This window comes from Micromonospora sp. WMMA1947, from assembly GCF_027497355.1.
In the GTDB taxonomy this organism is placed as follows: Bacteria; Actinomycetota; Actinomycetes; order Mycobacteriales; family Micromonosporaceae; genus Micromonospora.
Genome location: NZ_CP114909.1, coordinates 4775019 through 4795579 on the forward strand (window position 1 = coordinate 4775019; position 20561 = coordinate 4795579).

General features: G+C 74.1%; 18 protein-coding genes. 11 read left to right on the top strand and 7 right to left on the bottom strand.

Going from position 1 to position 20561, the window contains the following annotated elements; all coding sequences use genetic code 11:
• The first annotated feature begins 6 nt into the window (after positions 1 to 6).
• Together O7604_RS22505 and O7604_RS22510 are read left to right on the top strand one after the other, a co-directional pair.
• Positions 7 to 2025, top strand: a complete 2019-nt coding sequence (locus tag O7604_RS22505) for a hypothetical protein (protein ID WP_281577679.1) — start codon at positions 7 to 9, stop codon at positions 2023 to 2025.
• A gap of 33 nt (positions 2026 to 2058) precedes the next feature.
• Entirely contained in the window at positions 2059 to 3039 is a 981-nt protein-coding gene (locus O7604_RS22510) for a DNA primase small subunit domain-containing protein (RefSeq protein WP_281577680.1), read from the top strand.
• Positions 3040 to 3043: 4 nt separating this feature from the next.
• On the opposite strand, the gene O7604_RS22515 is transcribed toward O7604_RS22510, so the two are convergent.
• The gene (locus tag O7604_RS22515) at positions 3044 to 3550 is read right to left on the bottom strand and encodes an Lrp/AsnC family transcriptional regulator (RefSeq protein WP_030499924.1); all 507 of its coding nucleotides are present in this window, start codon (positions 3548 to 3550) and stop codon (positions 3044 to 3046) included.
• Between the two features lie 72 nt (positions 3551 to 3622).
• On the opposite strand from O7604_RS22515, the gene pdhA reads away from it, so the two are divergent.
• The 4 genes from pdhA (at position 3623) to O7604_RS22535 (ending at position 9273) form a co-directional block, all read left to right on the top strand.
• Entirely contained in the window at positions 3623 to 4822 is a 1200-nt protein-coding gene (gene pdhA, locus O7604_RS22520) for a pyruvate dehydrogenase (acetyl-transferring) E1 component subunit alpha (protein ID WP_269707078.1), read from the top strand.
• Complete coding sequence (locus O7604_RS22525; protein WP_269705746.1) at positions 4822 to 5826, top strand: alpha-ketoacid dehydrogenase subunit beta; 1005 nt, start codon at positions 4822 to 4824, stop codon at positions 5824 to 5826. Before pdhA ends, O7604_RS22525 begins: the two co-directional genes overlap by 1 nt.
• A gap of 53 nt (positions 5827 to 5879) precedes the next feature.
• A complete protein-coding gene (locus O7604_RS22530) occupies positions 5880 to 7388 on the top strand; it encodes a dihydrolipoamide acetyltransferase family protein (RefSeq protein WP_281579994.1) in 1509 nt (502 codons plus the stop codon).
• Between the two features lie 613 nt (positions 7389 to 8001).
• Positions 8002 to 9273, top strand: a complete 1272-nt coding sequence (locus tag O7604_RS22535; RefSeq protein WP_281577681.1) for an Ig-like domain-containing protein — start codon at positions 8002 to 8004, stop codon at positions 9271 to 9273.
• Between the two features lie 61 nt (positions 9274 to 9334).
• Here the strand turns inward: O7604_RS22535 and O7604_RS22540 are convergent, their stop codons facing one another.
• The gene (locus O7604_RS22540; protein WP_269705748.1) at positions 9335 to 10354 is read right to left on the bottom strand and encodes an SMP-30/gluconolactonase/LRE family protein; all 1020 of its coding nucleotides are present in this window, start codon (positions 10352 to 10354) and stop codon (positions 9335 to 9337) included.
• 175 nt (positions 10355 to 10529) lie between these two features.
• On the opposite strand from O7604_RS22540, the gene O7604_RS22545 reads away from it, so the two are divergent.
• Positions 10530 to 10886, top strand: coding sequence for an STAS domain-containing protein (locus O7604_RS22545; protein ID WP_269705749.1), 357 nt, complete (start codon positions 10530 to 10532; stop codon positions 10884 to 10886).
• 104 nt (positions 10887 to 10990) lie between these two features.
• On the opposite strand, the gene O7604_RS22550 is transcribed toward O7604_RS22545, so the two are convergent.
• The gene (locus O7604_RS22550; protein WP_018784126.1) at positions 10991 to 11359 is read right to left on the bottom strand and encodes an FKBP-type peptidyl-prolyl cis-trans isomerase; all 369 of its coding nucleotides are present in this window, start codon (positions 11357 to 11359) and stop codon (positions 10991 to 10993) included.
• A gap of 152 nt (positions 11360 to 11511) precedes the next feature.
• Positions 11512 to 12084 (bottom strand): DoxX family membrane protein, encoded by a 573-nt coding sequence (locus O7604_RS22555; protein ID WP_269705750.1) that lies wholly within the window; start codon positions 12082 to 12084, stop codon positions 11512 to 11514.
• A gap of 226 nt (positions 12085 to 12310) precedes the next feature.
• Here O7604_RS22555 and O7604_RS22560 point away from each other — a divergent pair, with 226 nt between their 5' ends.
• On the top strand, positions 12311 to 13009 hold the full coding sequence (locus tag O7604_RS22560) for a CBS domain-containing protein (RefSeq protein ID WP_269705751.1): 699 nt from the start codon (positions 12311 to 12313) through the stop codon (positions 13007 to 13009).
• 24 nt (positions 13010 to 13033) lie between these two features.
• On the opposite strand, the gene O7604_RS22565 is transcribed toward O7604_RS22560, so the two are convergent.
• Together O7604_RS22565 and O7604_RS22570 are read right to left on the bottom strand one after the other, a co-directional pair.
• Entirely contained in the window at positions 13034 to 13756 is a 723-nt protein-coding gene (locus O7604_RS22565) for a helical backbone metal receptor (protein ID WP_281577682.1), read from the bottom strand.
• 32 nt (positions 13757 to 13788) lie between these two features.
• The gene (locus O7604_RS22570) at positions 13789 to 14880 is read right to left on the bottom strand and encodes a DICT sensory domain-containing protein (protein WP_281577683.1); all 1092 of its coding nucleotides are present in this window, start codon (positions 14878 to 14880) and stop codon (positions 13789 to 13791) included.
• Between the two features lie 107 nt (positions 14881 to 14987).
• Between O7604_RS22570 and O7604_RS22575 the strand changes: the two genes are divergently transcribed.
• Together O7604_RS22575 and O7604_RS22580 are read left to right on the top strand one after the other, a co-directional pair.
• The gene (locus O7604_RS22575; protein ID WP_281577684.1) at positions 14988 to 15854 is read left to right on the top strand and encodes a DUF2726 domain-containing protein; all 867 of its coding nucleotides are present in this window, start codon (positions 14988 to 14990) and stop codon (positions 15852 to 15854) included.
• 254 nt (positions 15855 to 16108) lie between these two features.
• Positions 16109 to 17413, top strand: a complete 1305-nt coding sequence (locus tag O7604_RS22580) for a hypothetical protein (RefSeq protein WP_281577685.1) — start codon at positions 16109 to 16111, stop codon at positions 17411 to 17413.
• A gap of 206 nt (positions 17414 to 17619) precedes the next feature.
• Here the strand turns inward: O7604_RS22580 and O7604_RS22585 are convergent, their stop codons facing one another.
• Positions 17620 to 17967, bottom strand: coding sequence for an Lsr2 family protein (locus O7604_RS22585; RefSeq protein ID WP_269707080.1), 348 nt, complete (start codon positions 17965 to 17967; stop codon positions 17620 to 17622).
• 234 nt (positions 17968 to 18201) lie between these two features.
• On the opposite strand from O7604_RS22585, the gene lon reads away from it, so the two are divergent.
• Positions 18202 to 20538, top strand: a complete 2337-nt coding sequence (lon, locus tag O7604_RS22590) for an endopeptidase La (protein ID WP_281577686.1) — start codon at positions 18202 to 18204, stop codon at positions 20536 to 20538.
• The last annotated feature ends 23 nt before the right edge of the window (positions 20539 to 20561 follow it).

The window sequence follows — 20561 nt, forward strand, 5'->3', positions numbered from 1 at the left end:
ACCGCCATGACCCGAGACGACCTGATCGCGCTCACCCCGGACGTGCTCGCCGCGCTGAGCAACAGGGGCCTGGTGAAGCGGGCCACCAGGGAGGTCGACGCCGGTGAGCGTCCCGCGCTCACCGTGGACGCCGACGGGGCGGTGCGTGCCGCGTACCCGGACGGGGTGACGGCGACGCTTCCCGCGGGTGCCGGCCTGGCAGCCGGGATCTGCTCCTGCCCGGCACCCGGCGTCTGCCGGCACCTGCTCGCCGTCGTGCTGACGTACCAGCGCACGCACGGCGACGCCCCGGGCCGCGAGGCCGCGCCCGACCGGAACGCCGGGCCGGGCCACGACGCCCCGCCCGGCCGGGAGGATGCCGGAGGCGAGCCGTGGCGGTGGTCGCCGGGCGATGTCACCGACGAGGAACTGGCCGCCGCGATCGGTGCCCCCGCGCTCGCCGCCGCGCAGCGGCGCCGTCGGCGCGGCTACACCGCCGTGGTCCACCGGCCCGACGCCGCCGACCCGGTCCCGCGCGTGGAGCTGCCCACCGGCACGGTCCGCTTCCTGGTGCCGCGCCAGGTCGGGTACGCGCGCGGCGACGCGGCCGACGACGGCGGCGAGGCGATCGCCCTCGCGGTGTGGGCGTGCCGGACGGCCGACCGGGAGCAGCCGGACCGCCCCGAGGCGCAGGTACGCGTCGGCGGCGCGGCCACCGTGACGGACCATCCGGCGCTGAACGCGGCGGTGGCGCTGGCCGCCGACGTGCTGCTGACCGGGGCCGCGCACCTGGGCTCCGGCGTGGACGCCCGGCTGGCGGCGGCCCGGCGCGACCTCGACGCGGCAGGTCTGCGCTGGCCGCTGCTGGCGGTGGAGGACCTGACCGGGCAGCTGGAGGCGTACGCGGCGCGCGGCGCCCGCTACCGGCCGGAGACCCTCGCCGACCTGCTCGCCGAACTGCCCGCCCGGCGGCGCGCGGTCGTCAACGCCGGCGCCACCCCACCGGAGCGGGTGCTCGGCACCCACGAGCCGGCGGAGACGCCGCTACGGCGGGTGCGCCTGACCGGCCTCGGCGCCCGGGTCCGTGAGAGCGGCGGCGAGGTGGGTGTGGACGTGGTGCTCGCCCACCCGGCGGCCGTCTCCGTGCTGGTGCTGCGCCGCGCCTACTCCGTCACCGACGACGGCACGCCGCCCGGCCACGAGCTGGCCGGGCGGCGGGTCACCGGCACCACGCTCGGCGCGCTGGCCACCGGCAACGTGGTCTCCGAGTCGGCGGTGCGCAGCGCCGCGCATCAGCTCCGGTTCGCCGCCGGGCGGCTGGCCCGCACCACAGTCACCCCCGGCACCGGGTCGTGGTCCGAGCTGCCGCCCGGCCTGCTCACCGGCGACCCGGACGCGCTCGCCGCCGAGATGGCCGGTCGGCCACCCCGGCTATTGCGCCCCCGCACCGCCGCCGAGTCGGTGCGGGTCCTGGCGCTCGGCGAGGTGCGCGCCATCGGGTACGCGGCCGGCGAGCAGCGCCTGCACGCCACGGTGACCGGGGCCGACGGCGGCACGGCGACGATCACCGCCACCCACCACGCCGCCGCCCCGGGCGCACTCGACGCGCTCGCGGCGGCGCTGGACGGCACGCACGGGCCGCCGCGCTTCGTCAGCGGGACGGTCCGCCGGGGTGCCGACGGGCTGGTCGTCGAGCCGCTGGCGGTGGTCGCCGACGTTGTGGTCGTACCCGATCTGGCGCCCGGGGTGGGCGACGGGCGGCTGGCCGGCGCGGTCGAAGCCCGACCTGACCCGGTCGCGGCTGTCCTCGGTACGGCGTCGGCGCTGCTCGCCCAGGCCGCGCACACCGGCCTGCGGAACCTGCCGGCGAGCTTCCCGGACCGGCTGCGCGCGACGGCCGCCGCGCTCGGCGGAGCCGGCCTGGAGCGCTGCGGCGCGACGCTGGCCGGGCTGGCGGCAGCGCTCGGCGCCGACCCCGGCGAACCGGCGGTACGGGCCTGGGTGGACGCCTGGATCCGGTTGTCCGTCACGGCGGAGTCCCGGTGAGCCGGTCCCCACCGCGGAAAGGATCGCTACGGTGTGACGGTGGCGACCACGGCGGCGCAGGAGATCCAGGTGGGGGAGCGGCTGGTCCGCGTCTCCAGCCCCGACAAGCCCTACTTCCCGGAGCGCGGGCTGACCAAGCTGGACGTGATCAGCTACTTCCTGTCCGTCGGCGACGGCATCCTGCGCGCGCTGCGGGACCGGCCGACCATGCTGGAACGCTGGCCGCGCGGCGTGTTCGAGGGCGCCAAGGTGGCCACCCGGCAGACCAACAAGGGCGACGCGTTCTACCAGAAGCGGCTCCCGGCCGGCGCGCCCGACTGGGTGCGTACCGCCCACATCACGTTCCCGAGCGGCCGTACCGCCGACGAGGTGGCCCCGAGCGAACTGGCCGTGGTGATCTGGGCGGCCAACCTCGGCACGCTGCGGTTCCACCCGTGGCCGGTGTCGAAGGACGACGTGGAGCACCCCGACCAGCTGCGCATCGACCTCGACCCGATGCCGGGCGTCGACTTCGCGCAGGTGGTGCCGGTGGCACACGAGGTACGAGCGTTCCTGGCCGAGCTGGGCCTGGAGGGCTTCCCGAAGACCACCGGCGGGCGCGGCATCCACGTGTACGTCTCGATCGAGCCGCGCTGGAGCTTCGGCGAGTGCCGGCGGGCGGTGCTCGCGCTCGGCCTGGAGATGCAGCGCCGCCTGCCCGACCTGGTCACCACCACCTGGTGGCGCGACCAGCGGGACCGGCCGGTCTTCGTCGACTACAACCAGATGGCCCGCGACCACACCATGACCTCGGCGTACTCGATCCGGCCGACGCCCGCCGCGCTGGTCTCCGCGCCGCTGGACTGGTCCGAACTGGACGACGCGCGCCCGGAGGACTTCGACGTGCTGAGCATGCCCGAGCGGTTCGCCGGGCGCGGCGACCCGCACGCCGGGCTGGACGGGCGGCGGTACTCGCTGGAACCCCTGCTGGAGCGGGCCGACGCCGAAGGGCTGGAGCCGCCGCCGGAACGCTGACCGGTCAGTCCCAGGGGCTCTGCGTGCCGTCGAACTCCTCGAACACCAGCCAGGTACGTGTGGACAGCACCCCGGCGATGCTCTGCACCCGGTCCAGCACCACGTCCCGCAGCGTCGCGTTGTCCGGCGCCCGGACCAGCGCGAGGACGTCGTGCTCTCCGCTGAGCAGCGCCGCGTGCTCGATGTAGCGCACCCGGGCCAGCTCGGCGGAGACCTCCCGCCAGGTGTTCTGCTCGATGGTCAGCGCGATGTACGCCGACGTGCCCAGCCCGGCCGGCTCCGGCGCCACCCGCGCGGTGAACCCGGTCAGCACCCCGTCGCGCAGCAGCCGCTCCACCCGGGCGTACGCGTTGGTGCGCGAGACGTGCACCCGTTCGGCGAGCGTACGGATCGACGTGCGGGCGTCGCGGACCAGTTCGCGCAGGATCCGCCGGTCCACCTCGTCCAGCGGCCCGGCCGAACGTCCCGTTCCGCCCGCCGCGCCCGGTGTGGTGCCGGTCTCCTGGCTCACCTCAGCCGCCCTCCCGTGCCATTCGTCCCGCGTTCATCCCGCATGTTGAGTCAATCATCCACGACCGGGAGCATAGGGCCACCACACGTCCAGGAGGTCCCCGCCGTGACGACCACACCCCAGGCGGTCCGCAGGGCATCCCCGCGCACCCGCCGGAAGACCACCCCGGCCGCACCCGACCCGTCCGCCGGCTTCATGCCGCAGGCCGAACCGGTCCGGCTGCTCGAACCCGACGGGACCCCGCTGCCGGCCCGCGACGACTACCCGGAGCCGCCGGTCGAGACGCTGCGCGAGATGTACCGGCGCATGGTCGTCGGCCGCCGCTTCGACGTGCAGGCCACCGCGCTCACCAAGCAGGGCCGCCTCGCCGTCTACCCGTCCGCGCGCGGCCAGGAGGCGTGCCAGATCGGCGGCGTCCTCGCACTGCGCGACACCGACTGGGTGTTCCCCACCTACCGCGAGTCGATGGCGCTGACCGCACGCGGCCTCGACCCGGTCGAGGTGCTCACGCTGCTGCGCGGCGACTGGCACTGCGGGTACGACCCGGCCGTCACCCGCACCGCGCCGCAGTGCACCCCGCTCGCCACCCAGTGCGTGCACGCCGCCGGGCTGGCCTACGGCGAGTCGTACCAGGGGCGCGACACCGTGGCGCTGGCGTTCATCGGCGACGGCGCCACCAGCGAGGGCGACTTCCACGAGGGCATCAACTTCGCCGCCGTGTTCAAGGCGCCCGTCGTCTACCTGGTGCAGAACAACAAGTACGCGATCAGCGTGCCGCTGTCCCGGCAGACCGCCGCGCCGAGCCTTGCGTACAAGGGCGTCGGCTACGGCGTACCCAGCGAGCAGGTCGACGGCAACGACCCGGTGGCCGTCCTCGCGGTGCTGGAGCGCGCCGTCGCGCACGCCCGCGCCGGCAAGGGCCCCTACCTGGTCGAGGCCCACACCTACCGGATGGAGCCGCACACCAACGCCGACGACCAGACCCGCTACCGCGACGCCGACGAGGTCGAGGCGTGGCGCGACCGCGACCCGATCGCCCGGCTCGAGGCGTACCTGCGGGCCAAGGGTGTGCTCGACGACGCCGCCGTCGCGGCGATCGCCGACGAGGCCGAGGAGTACGCCGCCGCGCTGCGCCGCCGGATGGACGCCCACCCGACCGTGGACCCGCTGAGCCTGTTCGACCACGTGTACGCCGAGCCGACGCCGCAACTCGTCGAGCAGCGCGAGATGGTCCGGGCCGAGCTGGCCGCCGACGCGGAGGGGGACGCCTGATGGCCACCATGACCATGGCGAAGGCACTCAACGCCGCGCTCGCCGACGCGATGCTCGACGACGAGCGGGTCGTCGTCTTCGGTGAGGACGTCGGCCAGCTCGGCGGCGTTTTCCGGATCACCGACGGGTTGCAGGCCCGCTTCGGCGACAAGCGCTGCTTCGACACCCCGCTCGCGGAGGCCGGCATCGTCGGGTTCGCCGTCGGCCTGGCCATGTCCGGGCTGCGGCCGGTGGTCGAGATGCAGTTCGACGCGTTCGCGTACCCGGCGTTCGAACAGATCGCCTCGCACGTGGCGAAGCTGCGCAACCGCACCCGTGGCGCGCTGAGCGTGCCGATCGTCATCCGCGTGCCGTACGCCGGTGGCATCGGCGGCGTCGAGCACCACTGCGACTCGTCCGAGGCGTACTACGCGCACACCCCCGGCCTGAAGGTGGTCACCCCCGCGACCGTGGACGACGCGTACTCGCTGCTGCGCGCCGCCATCGACGACCCGGACCCGGTGGTGTTCCTGGAGCCCAAGAAGCTCTACTTCACCAGCGCCGAGGCGGACCTTCCGGCCCGTACCGCGCCGATCGGCAGCGCCGTGGTGCGCCGCCCCGGCACCGACGCCACCCTGATCGCGTACGGCCCGGCGGTGCCGGTCGCGCTGGCCGCCGCCGAGGCCGCCCGCGAGGAGGGCTGGGACCTCGAGGTCGTCGACGTACGCAGCATCGTGCCGTTCGACGACGCCACAGTCACCGCCTCGGTCCGCCGTACCGGCCGGTGCGTGGTGATCCAGGAGGCGCAGGGCTTCGCCGGTGTCGGCGCAGAGATCGCCGCCCGGGTGCAGGAACGCTGCTTCCACGCGCTGCACGCCCCGGTGCTGCGGGTGTCCGGGCTGGACATCCCGTACCCGGCGCCGATGCTGGAGCACACCCACCTGCCCTCGGTCGACCGGGTGCTGGACACCGTGGCCCGCCTGCAGTGGGACGACCAGCCCGACATGCGGTGGGTGGCGGCATGAGCGAACGCACCGAGCGGAGCGAGGGCCGTGAGTCCATGCCCGGCCGGCACGGCATGAGCGCGGTTCTTGGGACCCGCGACTTCCTTCTCCCCGACCTCGGGGAAGGGCTCAGCGAGGCGGAGATCGTCGAGTGGCGGGTCGCCGTCGGCGACGTGGTCACCGTGGACCAGAGCGTGGTCGAGGTGGAGACCGCCAAGGCCGTCGTCGACGTGCCCTGCCCGTACGCCGGACGGGTCGTGGCCCTGCACGGCGCGGCCGGTGAGGTCCGCCCGGTGGGTCAGCCGCTGATCACCATCGCCCCGCTCGACGACGCACCCGACCCGCACGCCACCTACCGCGAGGAGGAGCGGGCCGGGTCCGGCAACGTCCTGATCGGCTACGGCACCGGCCATGGCGGCACGGGCCGGCGGAGGCGCCGGCCGCGGCTGGCGCTCGCGCCCGAGCCCGGCCCGCCCGCCTCGGCGGACGCCTCGGCCGTGACCGGCTCCGCGTCCAGCCCGGTGGCCGTGACTGGCTCTTCGGTTTCGGCGGGTCCGGCTCCGGCTGGCTCGTCGGTTCCGGCGGGTGCTCCCGCCCTGGCGGGACCGCCGGCCCCGGGCGGCCTGTCCGCGTCGGCGGGCCGGGCGGCCGCTGCGGAGGCGGCCGGCGGATCGGCGGCGCCGCTGGTCATCTCGCCGATCGTGCGGCGGCTGGCGAAGGAGCACGGCATCGACCTGGCGTCGCTGCGCGGCACCGGGCCGGGCGGCGTGATCCGCCGGGCCGACCTGGACGCCGCCGTGGCCGCTCCCACCACCGCCGCCTCGGCGGCCCGGCTGGCAGCGGTGCCGGACGCCCCGGCCGCCCACGTCGGGCTCGCCCCGACCGGCGACGGTGACACGGTCATCCCGCTCACCGGCATCCGCAAGGTGATCGCAGACAAGCTCTCCCGCAGCCGCCGGGAGATCCCCGAGGTGACCATCTGGGTCGACGTGGACGCCACCGGCCTGCTGGAGACGCGCGCCGCGATCAACGCCGCCACGCCGGAGGCACCGGTGAGCATTCTGGCCCTGCTGGCTCGGATCTGCCTCAGCGGCCTGCGGAAGTTCCCGCAGCTCAACGCGCACGTCGACACCGAGGGGCAGCGGATCATGCAGTCTGCGGGCGTGCACCTGGGCATCGCCGCGCAGACCGACAGGGGCCTGGTCGTCCCGGTGCTGCGCGACGCGCAGCGGCTCACCACCCGGGAACTGGCCGCCGCGCTCGCCGAGACCACGGCGGCAGCCCGGGCCGGCACGCTGCCGCCGGCGCGGCTGACCGGCGGGACGTTCACCCTCAACAACTACGGCGTGTTCGGCGTGGACGGCTCCACGCCGATCATCAACCACCCGGAGGCGGCGCTGCTCGGCGTCGGCCGGATCGTCGACAAGCCGTGGGTGGTGGACGGGCAGCTCGCCGTCCGCAAGGTGACCCAGATCAGCCTCACCTTCGACCACCGCGTCTGCGACGGTGGCGTGGCGGGCGGCTTCCTGCGCCACGTGGCCGACTGCGTCGAGCAACCCGCCCTCCTGGTCGCCAACGTCTGACCCCCGCCCTCCCGGCACCCGGCCCCGGCCCTCCCCACAGAGGACCGGGGCCGCGCCCGTCCTCCTCCTCCTCCTCCTCCTCCGCCTGCCCGCCCGCGATCTTGCACTTGCGGCCCGCGATGTGCCCGATTTGCACCCTTCTCCAGGGCCGCAAATGCAAGATCGCGGCGGCGGTGCGGCTCGCGGGGGTGATGGCGTCCAGCGCTGTCCGCCTTGCGAGACCGTTGTTCCGGCGGGTGGGATCGCTCGAGATCTTGGTAGGAAAGCGCCCCCATTAGGGCCGTTTCGTACCAAGATCTCGCACTGCCCCCTCGCCTTCATCCGTCGATCATGAGGTTGACCGGGGCAAAACGGACACCGCGTGCCGTCAACTTCATGATCGACGGGCCGGGGGCGGGCCGGGGGCGTGCCGGGGGCGTGCCGGGGGGCGGGGGCGGGGGCGGGGGGGCGACAGGAACCGGGCGGAGGGCGCGTGGGGCGCAAGCGGGGACGGGAATTACCTGTCCGGCACGATTCTCCGCAGCTGTTTCCGAGCAATTCCGCCGAAGGTGCCACGGCGCGATCCCAGGCCTACAGAATGTGGGCGAGAGGGTTCGGAAATGGGGGGCGAAATATGTTTGCGAGGCGCCGACTGACGCTTTTCGCGATGACCGTCGCAGCCGCGCCGCTGGCGGTCGGCGCGTGTACCGCCGGCCCGAAGTCGTTGGCGAAGCGGGCCGAGGCGGCGCCGCCGTCGGTCACCGTGTCGCCGGCCGACCGCACCCGGGACGTGCCGATCAGTGCGGAGGTGGGAACGAAGGTCAGCAACGGCAAGGTCACCGCCGTCAAGCTGACCGACGACAAGGGGAACGCGGTGCCGGCCCAGCCGCGTGAGGACGGCTCCAGCTGGGTGCCGGACCGGCCGCTCGTCAATTCCCGGACGTACACGGCGGAGGTGACCGCGACCGGCGATTCCGGTAAGACCGCCACGCAGAAGACGACGTTCACGACGATGGCCAAATCCACCAAACCGGCAGTCACCAGCGAATTGTATTTCCGGCCGAATCAGACGTACGGGACGGCGATGCCGGTCGTGCTCGGATTCGACCCGCCGATTCCGAAGGAGGCGCGTGCGGACGTCCAGCGCCGGCTGTTCGTGAAGACCGATCCGCCGCAGCCGGGCACGTGGTCCTGGGTGGCCGACGGCAAGCAGGCCGAGTACCGGGCGCCGGACCGCTGGAAGCCGGGCACGAAGATCAGCGTGCGCAGCGCGTTGCAGGGTCTGCCCATCGGCAAGGACGCGGTCGGCGACTCCGACCGGGTGGCGAGCGCCAAGGTCGGCCGGCAGGTGACGCTGGACATCGACAACGAGACCAAGCAGATGACCGTCTACCAGGACGGCAAGGTGCTCAAGAAGATCCCGGTCAGCCTCGGCAAGCCGAGCACGCCGACGTCGAGCGGCGCCATGGTGATCATGGAGAAGCACGAGCACACCACGTTCGACACCCGCGGTGAGCCCAACGGTGGCTACGTGGTCGACGTGGACGACGCCCAGCGGCTGACCTGGGGCGGCGAGTTCATCCACTCGGCGCCGTGGTCGGAGGGCGACCAGGGGAGCACGAACGTCTCGCACGGCTGCACCAACGTCTCGGCGACCGCCGCGGACTGGCTGATGGGCTTCACGCAGGTCGGCGACCTGGTGACGGTCAAGGGCACCGAGGTGAAGCTCGACCAGGGCAACGGCTTCACCGCCTGGAACGTCGGCTGGGACGAGTTCGCCAAGGGCAGCGCGCTGCCCGTACCGGCGGGGCTGAAGCCCACGCAGAGCCCCACGCCGCACCCGGGCGCGGTGGCCGGCGGGTCGTCACCGGCCCCGGCCCCCTCGCGGAGCAACAGCGGCGGCTGAACCTGGGGAGGAACGGCCACGGGGCCGGCCCGCGTCCGCGCGGGCCGGCCCCGCGCCGTGCTCAGTCGAGGTCGACGCGGGCCACCCCGGTCGCGGTCAGGCTGCCCAGCCAGAGGTGGCGGCCGTGCTGCCGCACGCCGGTGACCATCGGGTACGCCCCGCTCGGGCCGTGCAGCGTGCGCAGCACCCGGCCGGTGCCGTCGACCAGCGCGACCAGCCCGTAGCGGCGTGGCTGCGGCTGCACCGCGCCGGGTAGCAGGGCCACGATCTGCCGGACCCGGGGATGCGGCAGCAACCGTTCCATCGCCCGCAGCCGAGGGCTGGGCAGCGCGACCCAGTACGTGCCGTCGCCGACCGCCGAGACGTTGTCCGGGTACGCGGGCAGGTCGGTGAGCACCGTGGCCCGCCCGCCGGGCAGGTCCACCCGGAGCAGCCGGTGGGTGGCGGTCTCGGCGAGCATCAGCGCCGACTCGTCCGGGGTGAGCGCGAGCCCGTTGGGGAAGTAGAGCCCGTCGGCCACCACGTCGGTGCGCCCGGTGCGCCTGTCGTAGGCGAGGACGCGTCCGTTGGGCCGGTGCTCCAGCAGGTCGCGTTTCCAGTGCGACAGCGGGAACCGGTCGGAGGAGTCGGTGAAGTAGACGGTGCCGTCGCGGGCGACCGCCGCGTTGTCGGCCAGGTGCACCGGCGGCGCGGTGCCGGTCAGCTCGTGCACCCGGCCGGCCGGGTCGACCCGAAGCAGCCCCCGGTACGCGTCGCAGACCAGCAGTCCGCCGTCGACCGGATCGCGCTCGATGCCCAGCGGTCGTCCGCCCGTCTCGGCCAGCAGGGTGGGCGGCGTGCCGGGCGGGGAGTCGGCCGGCCACCACCAGAGGCGGCCGTCCTCGTCACCGCTGACCACCCGGCCGTCCCCGTCGACCACCACGTCCTCCGGGCCGTGCCCGCCGGCCGGCAGCGGCAGCAGGTCGGCCCGGTCGAGCCGGGTGTCAGCGGGCGCCCAGGGGCCGGTGAGCGGCGGCGGTACGGTCGCCGGCTCGCGGACCGGCCGGATCAGCAGTGGGGCACGCGGGCGGGGGACGGCCATCGGCTCATTGTGGCCCGGCGGCGTCGCGAAGGGCAGTGCCCGACGGCGTTTCGTGCGCGTGGCGTGGCGGCTGCGGGATGACCCTGAGACGGCTCGGGGTCGGGTCCCGGACAGTACCCGGAACCCCCCGCCGCGAGGCCCGGAAATGTCGGTGGGCCCGGGTAGGTTTGGCCGCATGGTACACAGCGTTGAGCGCTTCCACGTGGCGATGGACGTGCGCGATCACGTGGTCGAGCTGCGCCCGGTCGGCGAGATCGACATCGCTTCCGTGACGGCGTTCCGGGCCGCGCTCTGGGCGGCGCCGGCCCGGCCGGTGCTGCGGGTCGACCTGTCCGGTGTGCGGCTGCTCTCCGCCGCCGGCGTCCGCGCGCTCGTCGCCACCCACCTGCGGGTCCGGGCCCGCGGTGGCGAGCTGGTGCTCACCGACCCCGACCCGGTCGTGGCCCGCGTGCTGCGGGTGACCGGCCTGCACCGGGTGCTCCCGGTGCGCTGTTCGGATCGCGAGCACGAGCTGGTGGCCTGCGCGGCCTGAGCACCGAACCGGCCTGGCGGCCGCGACCGAGGCGCCGCGATCGAGCGGGACATGCGCCGGGCCGCCGGCGTGAGTGCCGGCGGCCCGATGTGAACGCGTTGCGCTCAGCGCACGCCGAGCAGGTCCACCACGAACACGAGCGTCTCGTTGGGCTTGATGACGCCGCCCGCGCCCCGGGCGCCGTAGCCCAGGTGCGGCGGGATGGTGAGCTTGCGCCGGCCGCCGACCTTCATGCCCACGACGCCCTGGTCCCAGCCGGCGATGACCTGGCCGCCGCCGAGCGGGAACTCGAACGTCTCACCCCGGTTCCACGAGGCGTCGAACTCGCGGCCGTTCGAGTGGGCCACGCCCACATAGTGCACGCTCACCAGTTGGCCCGGGCGGGCCTCCGGGCCGTCGCCGACGGTGATGTCCTCGACCACCAGATCGGCGGGCGGCGCGCCCTCGATCGGGCCGACCTCGGGCTTGTCCATGAACGGTCTCCTCGGGTGCTGACGGTGTGGTCACCGTCGATCCTGCCGGATCGCGACCGGCCGATACGCGCCGGTCCCCGCACACCGGCGTGGCGGGGACACGAAAGAGGCGGGCGTCGCCTGTCGGCGACGCCCGCCTCCGGGCGAGCTGGTCACTTCAGCCAGGGGAGACGCTGGACCAGGGGGAGCTTCGCCCAGACTCGGCCGAGGCCGAGGGTGTTGCCGGCGCCCACCAGGGCCAGACCGGCCAGCAGACCCGCGTAGATGAGGTGGTCGTCCATGAAGGGGTTGTTCGCCGGGGGCAGCACGGCCGTCCACATCAGGACCAGGAGCAGCCCGCCGGCGACGGCGGCGATCCGGATGCCGATGCCGAGCATGAGCGCGACACCGATGCCGAGCAGGCCGAGCATGAACAGCCAGTCCGCCCAGGCCGCGCCGGCCAGGTTCTGGTAGAAGCCCGCGAACGGTCCCTCGACGGCGTTGCCGAGGAAGCCCTTGGTCGGGCTGCCGCCGTTGATCCAGGCGTTCTTCGCCGGGGTCTCGTGGCCGAGGCCGAACATCTTGTCGAGGAAGGCCCAGAGGAACACCCAGCCCAGGGCGAGCCGCAGACCGGCCCAGACGTACCGGGTGGCCTTCTGGCGGGTGGTCTCGGTGTGCGCCGCCGGAGCGGTGGTGACGGCGGGGGTCCGCTTGACGGCGGGGGTCCGCTCGATTGTCGCGGTCATTGTCTCCACGTCCCTTCCTTGCCTCGCACCGCGCTTCCCGGTGGCACATTCATTCCACCGCCGCGCCGTCTCCCGGAGCAGGGCCGAGCGGTGCCCTCCTGACCGGGTCCTTGGTCCCGTCCGGACCCGGTCCGGTCGGCCCGTCGCGGCCGGTCCGCCGCCCCTGACCAGGGCGTACGCCGGCGGCCTACCGTCGCAGGTGAAGACCCGGCACGAGGAGGTCGTGATGAGGACGTGGCAGGTGGCAGACGTGATGACCAGGGACGTCGCCACGGTGACGGCGGAGACGCCGTACCGCGAGATCGTCGACGTGCTGGTGCGGCAGCGGATCAGCGGCGTGCCGGTGGTGGACTCGTTCCGCCGGGTGCTCGGGGTGATCTCCGAGGCGGACCTGCTGCACAAGGTGGAGCGGACCGGCCACCCGGACGAGCGGCGGGTCTTCGAGGGACGGCGTCGCCGTACCGCGCGGGAGAAGGCGGGCGCGCTCGTCGCGCGGGACCTGATGACCGCCCCGGCGGTCACCACCCACGAGCGGGCCACGCTCGCGGCGACCGCCCGGATGATGGACCACGAGGCGGTCAAGCGGCTGCCCGTGCTGGACGACCTGGGCCGCCTGGCCGGCATCGTCACCCGCGGTGACCTGCTGCGCGTGCACCTGCGTACCGACGCGGAGATCCGCGAGGAGGTCGTGCGCGAGGTGCTTCGCCGGGTGCTGTCCGTACGCGACGGTCTGGTCACGGTCCAGGTCCGCGGCGGCGAGGTCACCATGGACGGGCGGCTGGACCGGCGCAGCGCCGTCGACCTGGCCGGCCGCCTCGCCGCCCAGGTGGCGGGCGTGGTCGCGGTGCACAACGCCATCGGGTACGACGTGGACGACACCACGCTGATGGAGCTGGACCCGGTGCACGCCACCCCGGTCGCCTGAGCGCCGCCACCCGGGCCTCACCTCTCAGGTGGGGCCCGCGGTGGCGAGCTGGGCGGTGAGCAGCGCCGGCGCCTCGGCCAGCGAGGGGCCGTACCAGGTGAGGTGCCGGCCGGAGACCAGCGCCGCGGGTACGCCGGGGAACGCCTCCGGCCCGTCGTCGGCGGTGAACCGGTACGGCTCGTCGGGCAGCACCACCAGCTCCGGCGCGCGGGCGCGCAGCTCGTCCAGGCCGGGCCGGGGATAGCGTTCCGGGTCGCCGGCCCAGCCGTTGCGTACGCCGAGCCGGGCCAGCACGTCCCCGGCGAACGTGTCCCGGCCCAGCACCACCCACGGGCGCCGCCACACCGGCACCACGGCGGTGCGCACGCGTTCGGGCGCCGGCAGCGCGGCCCAGGCGTGGCGGGCGTCCCGCAGCCACCGCGGCTCGGCCGGCACGCCGAGCGCGACGACCAGCTCGCCGAGCTGGTCGAGGGCCTCCGGGACGGTACGCGGGAAGGTGACCCGGACCGGCACCCCGGCCGCGCGCAGCGCCTCGGCGTCGGCGAGCCGGTTCTCCTCCTCGTTGAGCAGCACCAGATCCGGCTCCAGCGCGAGCACCCGGTCCAGGTCCGGGTACTTCGTCCCACCGACCCGGGCGACGTCCAGCCCGGCCGGATGGGTGCACCAGTCGGTCGCACCGACCAGCACCTCCGGGCGGGTGGCCGCGACCGCCTCGGTCAGCGACGGCACCAGCGACACCACCCGCACCGCGTCTCCTTCCCCCGGGACCGGACCGGCCGTCAGCGGGCCGGGGCGGCCACGGCGCCGGCGTTCTCCGGCGGCAGGCCCGCGACCGGCAGGCCCTTGCGTACCGCCCAGTCGACAGCGGCACGCAGGTCCGCGGTGGGCAGCGGCCGCCGGGTCGTCACCCCGACCGCCGCGTGCACGATGTACGCCATGAACGGGTACGACCGGGCCAGCGCGCCGATCGCGTCGTGCAGCCGGCGTACCACCTCCAGCGCGGCCGGTTCGTCGAGTCCCGGCAGGACGAGCTGGAACTCGTTCTCGGTGACGCGCACCGCGCGGTCGACCGGCCGCAGCGCCGCCGTGATCGCGGTGAGCACGGCGTGCCCCTCCCGGGCGACGCCGCGGCGGCCGAAGCGTTCCGGCGAGCCGGGCGGTGCGTCCACCCGGATTCCGACCAGCGCCACGGGCAGCGTGCCGGAGGCGGTGACGCCGTCCGCGCCGGACCACCGGGCCAGGCCGGGCTCGTCCAGCATCGTCTCGGCCGGCTGCGCCGGCAGGTGGGTCCGGTCGCCGCGGCGGGCCAGCATCCGCAGCGCCGCCTCGGCGCGCGGTTCACCCGGCCCGGCCGGGATGTCCCGCACCCGGGCGATCGCCTCGTCCAGCGCGGTGCGTGCCGCGGCGGGCAGCCGCTCGGCGAGCTGCTCGCGCAGCCGGATCGTCTCGTGCAGCGCCTCGTCGCGCCGGAAACCCCAGCGTCCCTCGAACAGCCGGCCGGCTTCGAGCGTCGGGGCGGGCGCCACCTCGGCCCGGTCGTGTGCGACGAGAGTGGCGCCGAACCGCGGGCTCAGCGCCACCACCGTCCACTCCCGGGCCAGCGCCTCCGTCTCGTCCAGCGTCACCCCGTAGATCCCCTCGGGCAGGTCCGGCGGCGGCCCGCCGACCATCGCCACCACCGTCACGGCGGCGCGGCCGGCGATGCGCCGGTAGACCTCGCGCTCGCGGGCGAAGTACGGCAGGCGCTGGAACAGCGCGAGCACGACGAGTGGGCCGTCCTCGGCCTCGGCGAGCGCGGCGCGTTCGATGGCGTGGGAGACGGCGACGAGACTGCGTTTGGTGAACTGTTCCGGGGTCCGTCCGCTGGGCACGGGCAGAGCCTAGAGGGACAGGCGCGGTTGCGCACCGGCCGGCCGGGGGGTGCGTGCCGCACCGCCTACACTCGGGCGTCGACCGGACGAGGGGGGATCGGGGCGAGATGACGAGCACAGGCAGCGCGACCGCGTCCTGGCTGCGGCCGATCCCGCCCGGCGCCGCGCCGTGTCTGACCCGCGCGGGCCACCTCGGTCACGCCGGCCGGCGGCTCGGCGACCTGGTGCAGGGCCGCCCGCCGGGTGTCACGGGCAGTCAGTGGAGCACCGCCGGACGGGCGTCGCTCGACCTGGTGGTCTGCGCCGCCGACACCGGGCTGCCGCGCTTCGCGGTGCGGTTCACCGCGCCCGCCGGCGACGGATCGCCCGCCCGGCGGGCCGAACGGCTGACCGACGCCGTCTGCGCCGCCGTGGGCCTGCCGCTGCTGCGTGTCGAGTCGCCGACGCTGGGCGGCGCGGAACAGGTCCGCCGGTTCGTCGAGTACGTGCTGGACGCGCGGGCCTACGCCGACGGCACCGACCCGGACGCCGGTGACGCGGTCGGCTTCCGGGACATCATCGGCCGGCTGCCGGACGGCCGTCGCGGGCCGGTGAACGACCTCGGCGCGCTGGCCCGGGTCGAGGCGGTCGAGGCGTACGTGGCGGGCCGGATCGTCGACCCGATCGTGCGCGGGCTGCACGTGCGCTGGACCGGCGGCCCGGCGGAGGGCTGGGCCTGGGCCGAGGTGCGGCCCGGCCGCTGCCTGCTGGAGCGGGTACGGCTGACCTCGCGCGGCTTCTCCTGCGGCGTCGACCCGGGGCGGCTCGCCGAGGATCTGGCCGTGGCGGCGCTGGGGGAGCGGCTGCGTGACCTCGACGCCGCCGCACCGTCCGAGGTGGACCGGGACGAGATTCTCCGGCGGGTACGCGCGCTCGCCGCGCAGCGGGATTCCTTCAACGGCGGGTTCGCCTTCGAGCACCTCTGCGCCGACTGAGCCGTCCTCGTCCGAGGACGGCGACTTTTCGATTTTTTTCCGATCTCCGGTTGAACCTTCGCCGACGGCGCTCCGTACCTCATCGGGAATGGACGCAGATCTTCCCCGCCGCGCCCGGACGGCGCGGAGACGGTGCGGAAAGGGCACCGTCGGCCATTGACGCGCGACTGAGCGTCGCAGTGATCTCACACCCCGAATTCGTCGGTCCGCCGGGATCACCAGTCAACTACCGGATCGAGAAGGAGAGCAATTCGATGCGCAGGTCCACACGGGCGCGCCGGTCATCCGGTAACGCGCGGAGCAAGCGGTTGCTGGCAGTGGTCGGCACGCTCGCGGTCTTCGGCGGCATCGTCGCCGTCACCCAGATCTCGTCCGCCCAGGACCGGCGGACGACCACCCGCGCCGCGTCGGCGTCCTGCGTGCCCGCGAGCTCGGGGGCGACCGCCCCGGACGGTCAGGGCAGCACCACCCGTACCTGGCAGAACGGCCGGTGGGTCCGCAACCACTGGGGCGACGGCCAGATGTCGCCGGCCGAGTGCCAGCAGACCAACGCGGGCGGCGCCGGCGCCGGCACCCCGACCGTGGCCTGCCCGGACGTCCGCAGCCGGCTGCCGCAGGTGCCCGACCGGGCCCGCGCCGAGGTGGACCGCACCCTGGCGTTGCTGCAGTCCCAGATCGCGGATGCGAACCGGCGGCTCGCGGCGGAGGGCCGCAACGGCGGTGACTTCATCAACAACGCGATCCTGCGTCCGCTCGCGGACAAGCGGACCGCGGCGCTCAACCGGATCGCCACCGCCATCGGCCGGGTCGCCCAGCGCCCGCAGGGCCTGAACCAGCTCGCCCAGTGCGCGCTGACCGACGCCCCCGGCACCGGTGGCGGCCAGAACGGCGGCAACAACAACGGCGGTCAGAACGGCGGCAACAACAACGGCGGCCAGAACGGCGGAAACACCGGCGGCAACAACGGTGGCGGGAACAACAACGGCGGTGGCCAGAACAACGGCGGCGGCAACGGCCTGAACGTGCTCGCCAAGGACTGCTCCGGCAGCCAGCTCCAGGCGCACGACGGTTTCCAGAACGGCAACCGGTGCGTGAGCACCGCGTTCGGTGAGGTCGGCGCCGCGGCGAACAACCCGTCGCTGCTGATCACGCAGTTCCCGAACCAGGTGCGGCGCAACCAGCCGTTCACGCTGCGGGTCACCACCAAGAACCTGGTGCGGGACCGCTTCCTCGCCGCCGGCCAGGGTGGCTACTACCTGGAGAGTTCGCTGCTCAACGGCGAGGGCCTGGTGCGCGGTCACTTCCACACCGCCTGCCGGATGCTCGGCAGCACCCGGCAGCCTCCGAACCCGCAGGACGTGCCGGCCTTCTTCGTCGCCACCGAGGACGGCCGGGGCGGCAACCAGCCGGACGACGTGCTGATCCAGATCCCGGGCCTGGCCCAGTCGGGCGTGGCGCAGTGCGCGGTCTGGGCCGGTGACGGCTCGCACCGCATCCCGATGATGGAGCGGGCGAACCAGACCCCCGCCATCGACGTGGTGCGCATCCGGGTCAACTGACACTGACGAACGGCCGCGGCCGTCCGGGGGACTCCTCCGGGCGGCCGCGGCCGTTTGCGCGGACCGAAACGGCGGGACGTGGTCCCGGAGGAAATTTCATGCCGGCGGTATCCGGTCGGATGAAAGTACCGACCGTAGAAAGCCGATCGGGGCCGCGCCGATTTCTCAGCGTGACCCCGGGACGCCCGACGGTGAACCGGCGGTGATCAGCGGTTCTTGTACGCCTCGACCACCGACACCGGGATGCGCCCGCGCTCGGAAATCTCGAACCCGTTCTTGGCGGCCCATTCCCGGATGGCGCGGTTCTGCTCGCGGTCCATTCCCGAGGTGCTCGGCCGGGTGGTGCGGCGGGCGCCGCGAGGAGCTTCGGTCGTTCCCCGACCGATTCGCCTGCCAGCGCTGATGTACGGATCCAGGGCCTTGCGCAGGACGCCCGCGTTCTCGTCGGAGACGTCGATCGTGTACGCCGCGCCGTCCAGGCTGAACTCGACGGTCCGATCGGCCTTTCCGCCGTCGAGGTCGTCGGTCAGAACGGTGATTACTTTCCTTGCCATCGCCATTACTCCCTGTGTCGGGCGGGGTGTGGCTAAGAGTTTGACCTACCGCACGGTAATTCCGCAACAATAGCCGACTCTTCCCATTCGGCGGGTCGCGGTAAAGGATGCCGCCATTGGGCACGGAGCGTGGGAGCGCGACGTTGAGGAGTGGCGTGGGTCACAACCCGGAACAAGGGACACGTTTTGTTACTTGAGCCAGACACGCTCAACCAACGTGATGGCAGGTGTTCGATGGCAACTCTTCCGGTACTTCCTCTGACCGACGCCGTCCTGCTGCCCGGGATGGTCATCCCGGTGACCCTCGACCCGACCACCCAGGCCGCCGTCGACGCGGCCCGCGCCACCGGCGACAAGGAACTCCTGGCCGTACCCCGCATCGACGGCGAGTACGGCTCCGTCGGCGTCGTCGCGACGATCGAGAAGGTGGGCCGGCTGCCCAGCGGCGAACCGGCGGCGGTCGTCCGCGGTCTCGCCCGTGCCCGCATCGGCTCCGGCGTGCCCGGTCCCGGCGCCGCGCTCTGGGTCGAGGCGACCACACTCGACGAACCCGCCCCGGCCGGGCGCGCCCGGGAACTCGCCCGCGAGTACCGCGCGCTCATGACCTCGGTCCTGCAGCAGCGCGGCGCCTGGCAGGTGATCGACGCGATGGAGCGGATGACCGACCTGTCCGAGCTGGCCGACTCGGCCGGTTACGCGCCCTGGCTCAGCCTGACGCAGAAGACCGAACTGCTCGCCGCGCCGGACGTCACCGCCCGGCTGGACCTGCTCGTCGGCTGGGTCAAGGAACACCTGGCCGAGCAGGAGGTCACCGAGCAGATCAACAGCGACGTCCGCGAGGGGCTGGAGAAGTCCCAGCGCGAGTTCCTGCTGCGCCAGCAGCTCGCCGCGATCCGCAAGGAACTCGGCGAGGACGAGCCGGACGGCTCCGCCGACTACCGCTCCCGGGTGGAGTCCGCCGACCTGCCGGAGAAGGTACGCGAGGCGGCGCTGCGCGAGGTCGGCAAGCTCGAGCGGGCCAGTGACGCCTCACCCGAGGCGGGCTGGATCCGTACCTGGCTGGACACCGTCCTGGAAATGCCGTGGAACACGCGTACCCAGGACAACACCGACCTGGCCGCGGCCCGTGCCGTGCTCGACGCCGACCACGCCGGCCTGGCCGACGTGAAGGACCGCATCCTGGAGTACCTCGCGGTGCGCAACCGGCGCGCGGAGCGCAACCTCGGCGTGGTCGGCGGACGCGGCTCCGGCGCCGTGCTGGGCCTCGCCGGCCCGCCCGGTGTCGGCAAGACCAGCCTCGGCGAGTCGGTCGCCCGGGCGCTGGGCCGCACCTTCGTCCGCGTCTCCCTCGGCGGTGTCCGGGACGAGGCGGAGATCCGCGGCCACCGGCGCACCTACGTCGGCGCGCTGCCCGGCCGGATCGTGCGGGCGCTGCGCGAGGCCGGCTCGATGAACCCGGTCGTGCTGCTCGACGAGGTCGACAAGCTGGCCGCCGGTTACGCCGGCGACCCGGCCGCCGCCCTGCTGGAGGTGCTCGACCCGGCGCAGAACCACACGTTCCGCGACCACTACCTGGAGGTCGACCTCGACCTGTCCGACGTGCTGTTCCTCGCCACCGCGAACGTCGTGGAGGCGATCCCCGGCCCGCTGCTGGACCGGATGGAGCTGGTCGCGCTGGACGGCTACACCGAGGACGAGAAGGTCGCCATCGCCCGCGACCACCTGCTGCCCCGGCAGCGGGAACGGGCCGGGCTGACCGCCGAGGAGGTCACCGTCGCCGACGAGGCGCTGGCCCTGATCGCGGGCGAGTACACCCGCGAGGCGGGCGTCCGGCAGCTCGAACGGTCCCTCGCCAAGATCCTGCGCAAGGTGACAGTCGCGCTGGCCGGCGACCCCGTGCCGGTGCACGTGGACGCCGGCAACCTGGCCCGCTACCTGGGCCGGCCGAAGTTCACCCCGGAGTCGGCCGAACGCACCGCCGTGCCCGGCGTGGCGACCGGCCTGGCCGTCACCGGCGCCGGTGGGGACGTGCTGTTCATCGAGGCCACCACGATGGAGGGTGAGCCGGGGTTGACGCTCACCGGCCAGCTCGGCGACGTGATGAAGGAGTCCGCGCACATCGCGTGGTCGTACCTGCGGTCGAACGGACGGCGCTACGGGCTGGACCCGAACGCCCTGGCCGGGCGGCGGATCCACCTGCACGTTCCGGCGGGAGCGGTACCGAAGGACGGCCCGAGCGCCGGCATCACCATGGTGACCGCGCTGGCGTCCCTGGTGACCGGACGACCGGTACGACCCGAGTTCGGGATGACCGGCGAGGTGACGCTCTCCGGCCGGGTGCTGCCGATCGGCGGGGTGAAGCAGAAGCTGCTCGCCGCGCACCGGGCCGGTCTCACCGAGGTGATCATCCCGAAGCGCAACGAGCCGGACCTGGACGACCTGCCGGCGCAGGTGCGGGAGGCGTTGACCGTGCACACGCTGTCCGACGTGGCGGACGTGCTCGCGCTGGCGCTTCGCCCGGCCGAGATCGGCACCCAGGCGCTGGACGGCCCGGCGCTCGCCGCGGCCTGACGACAGTCGCCCCGGCCACCGTA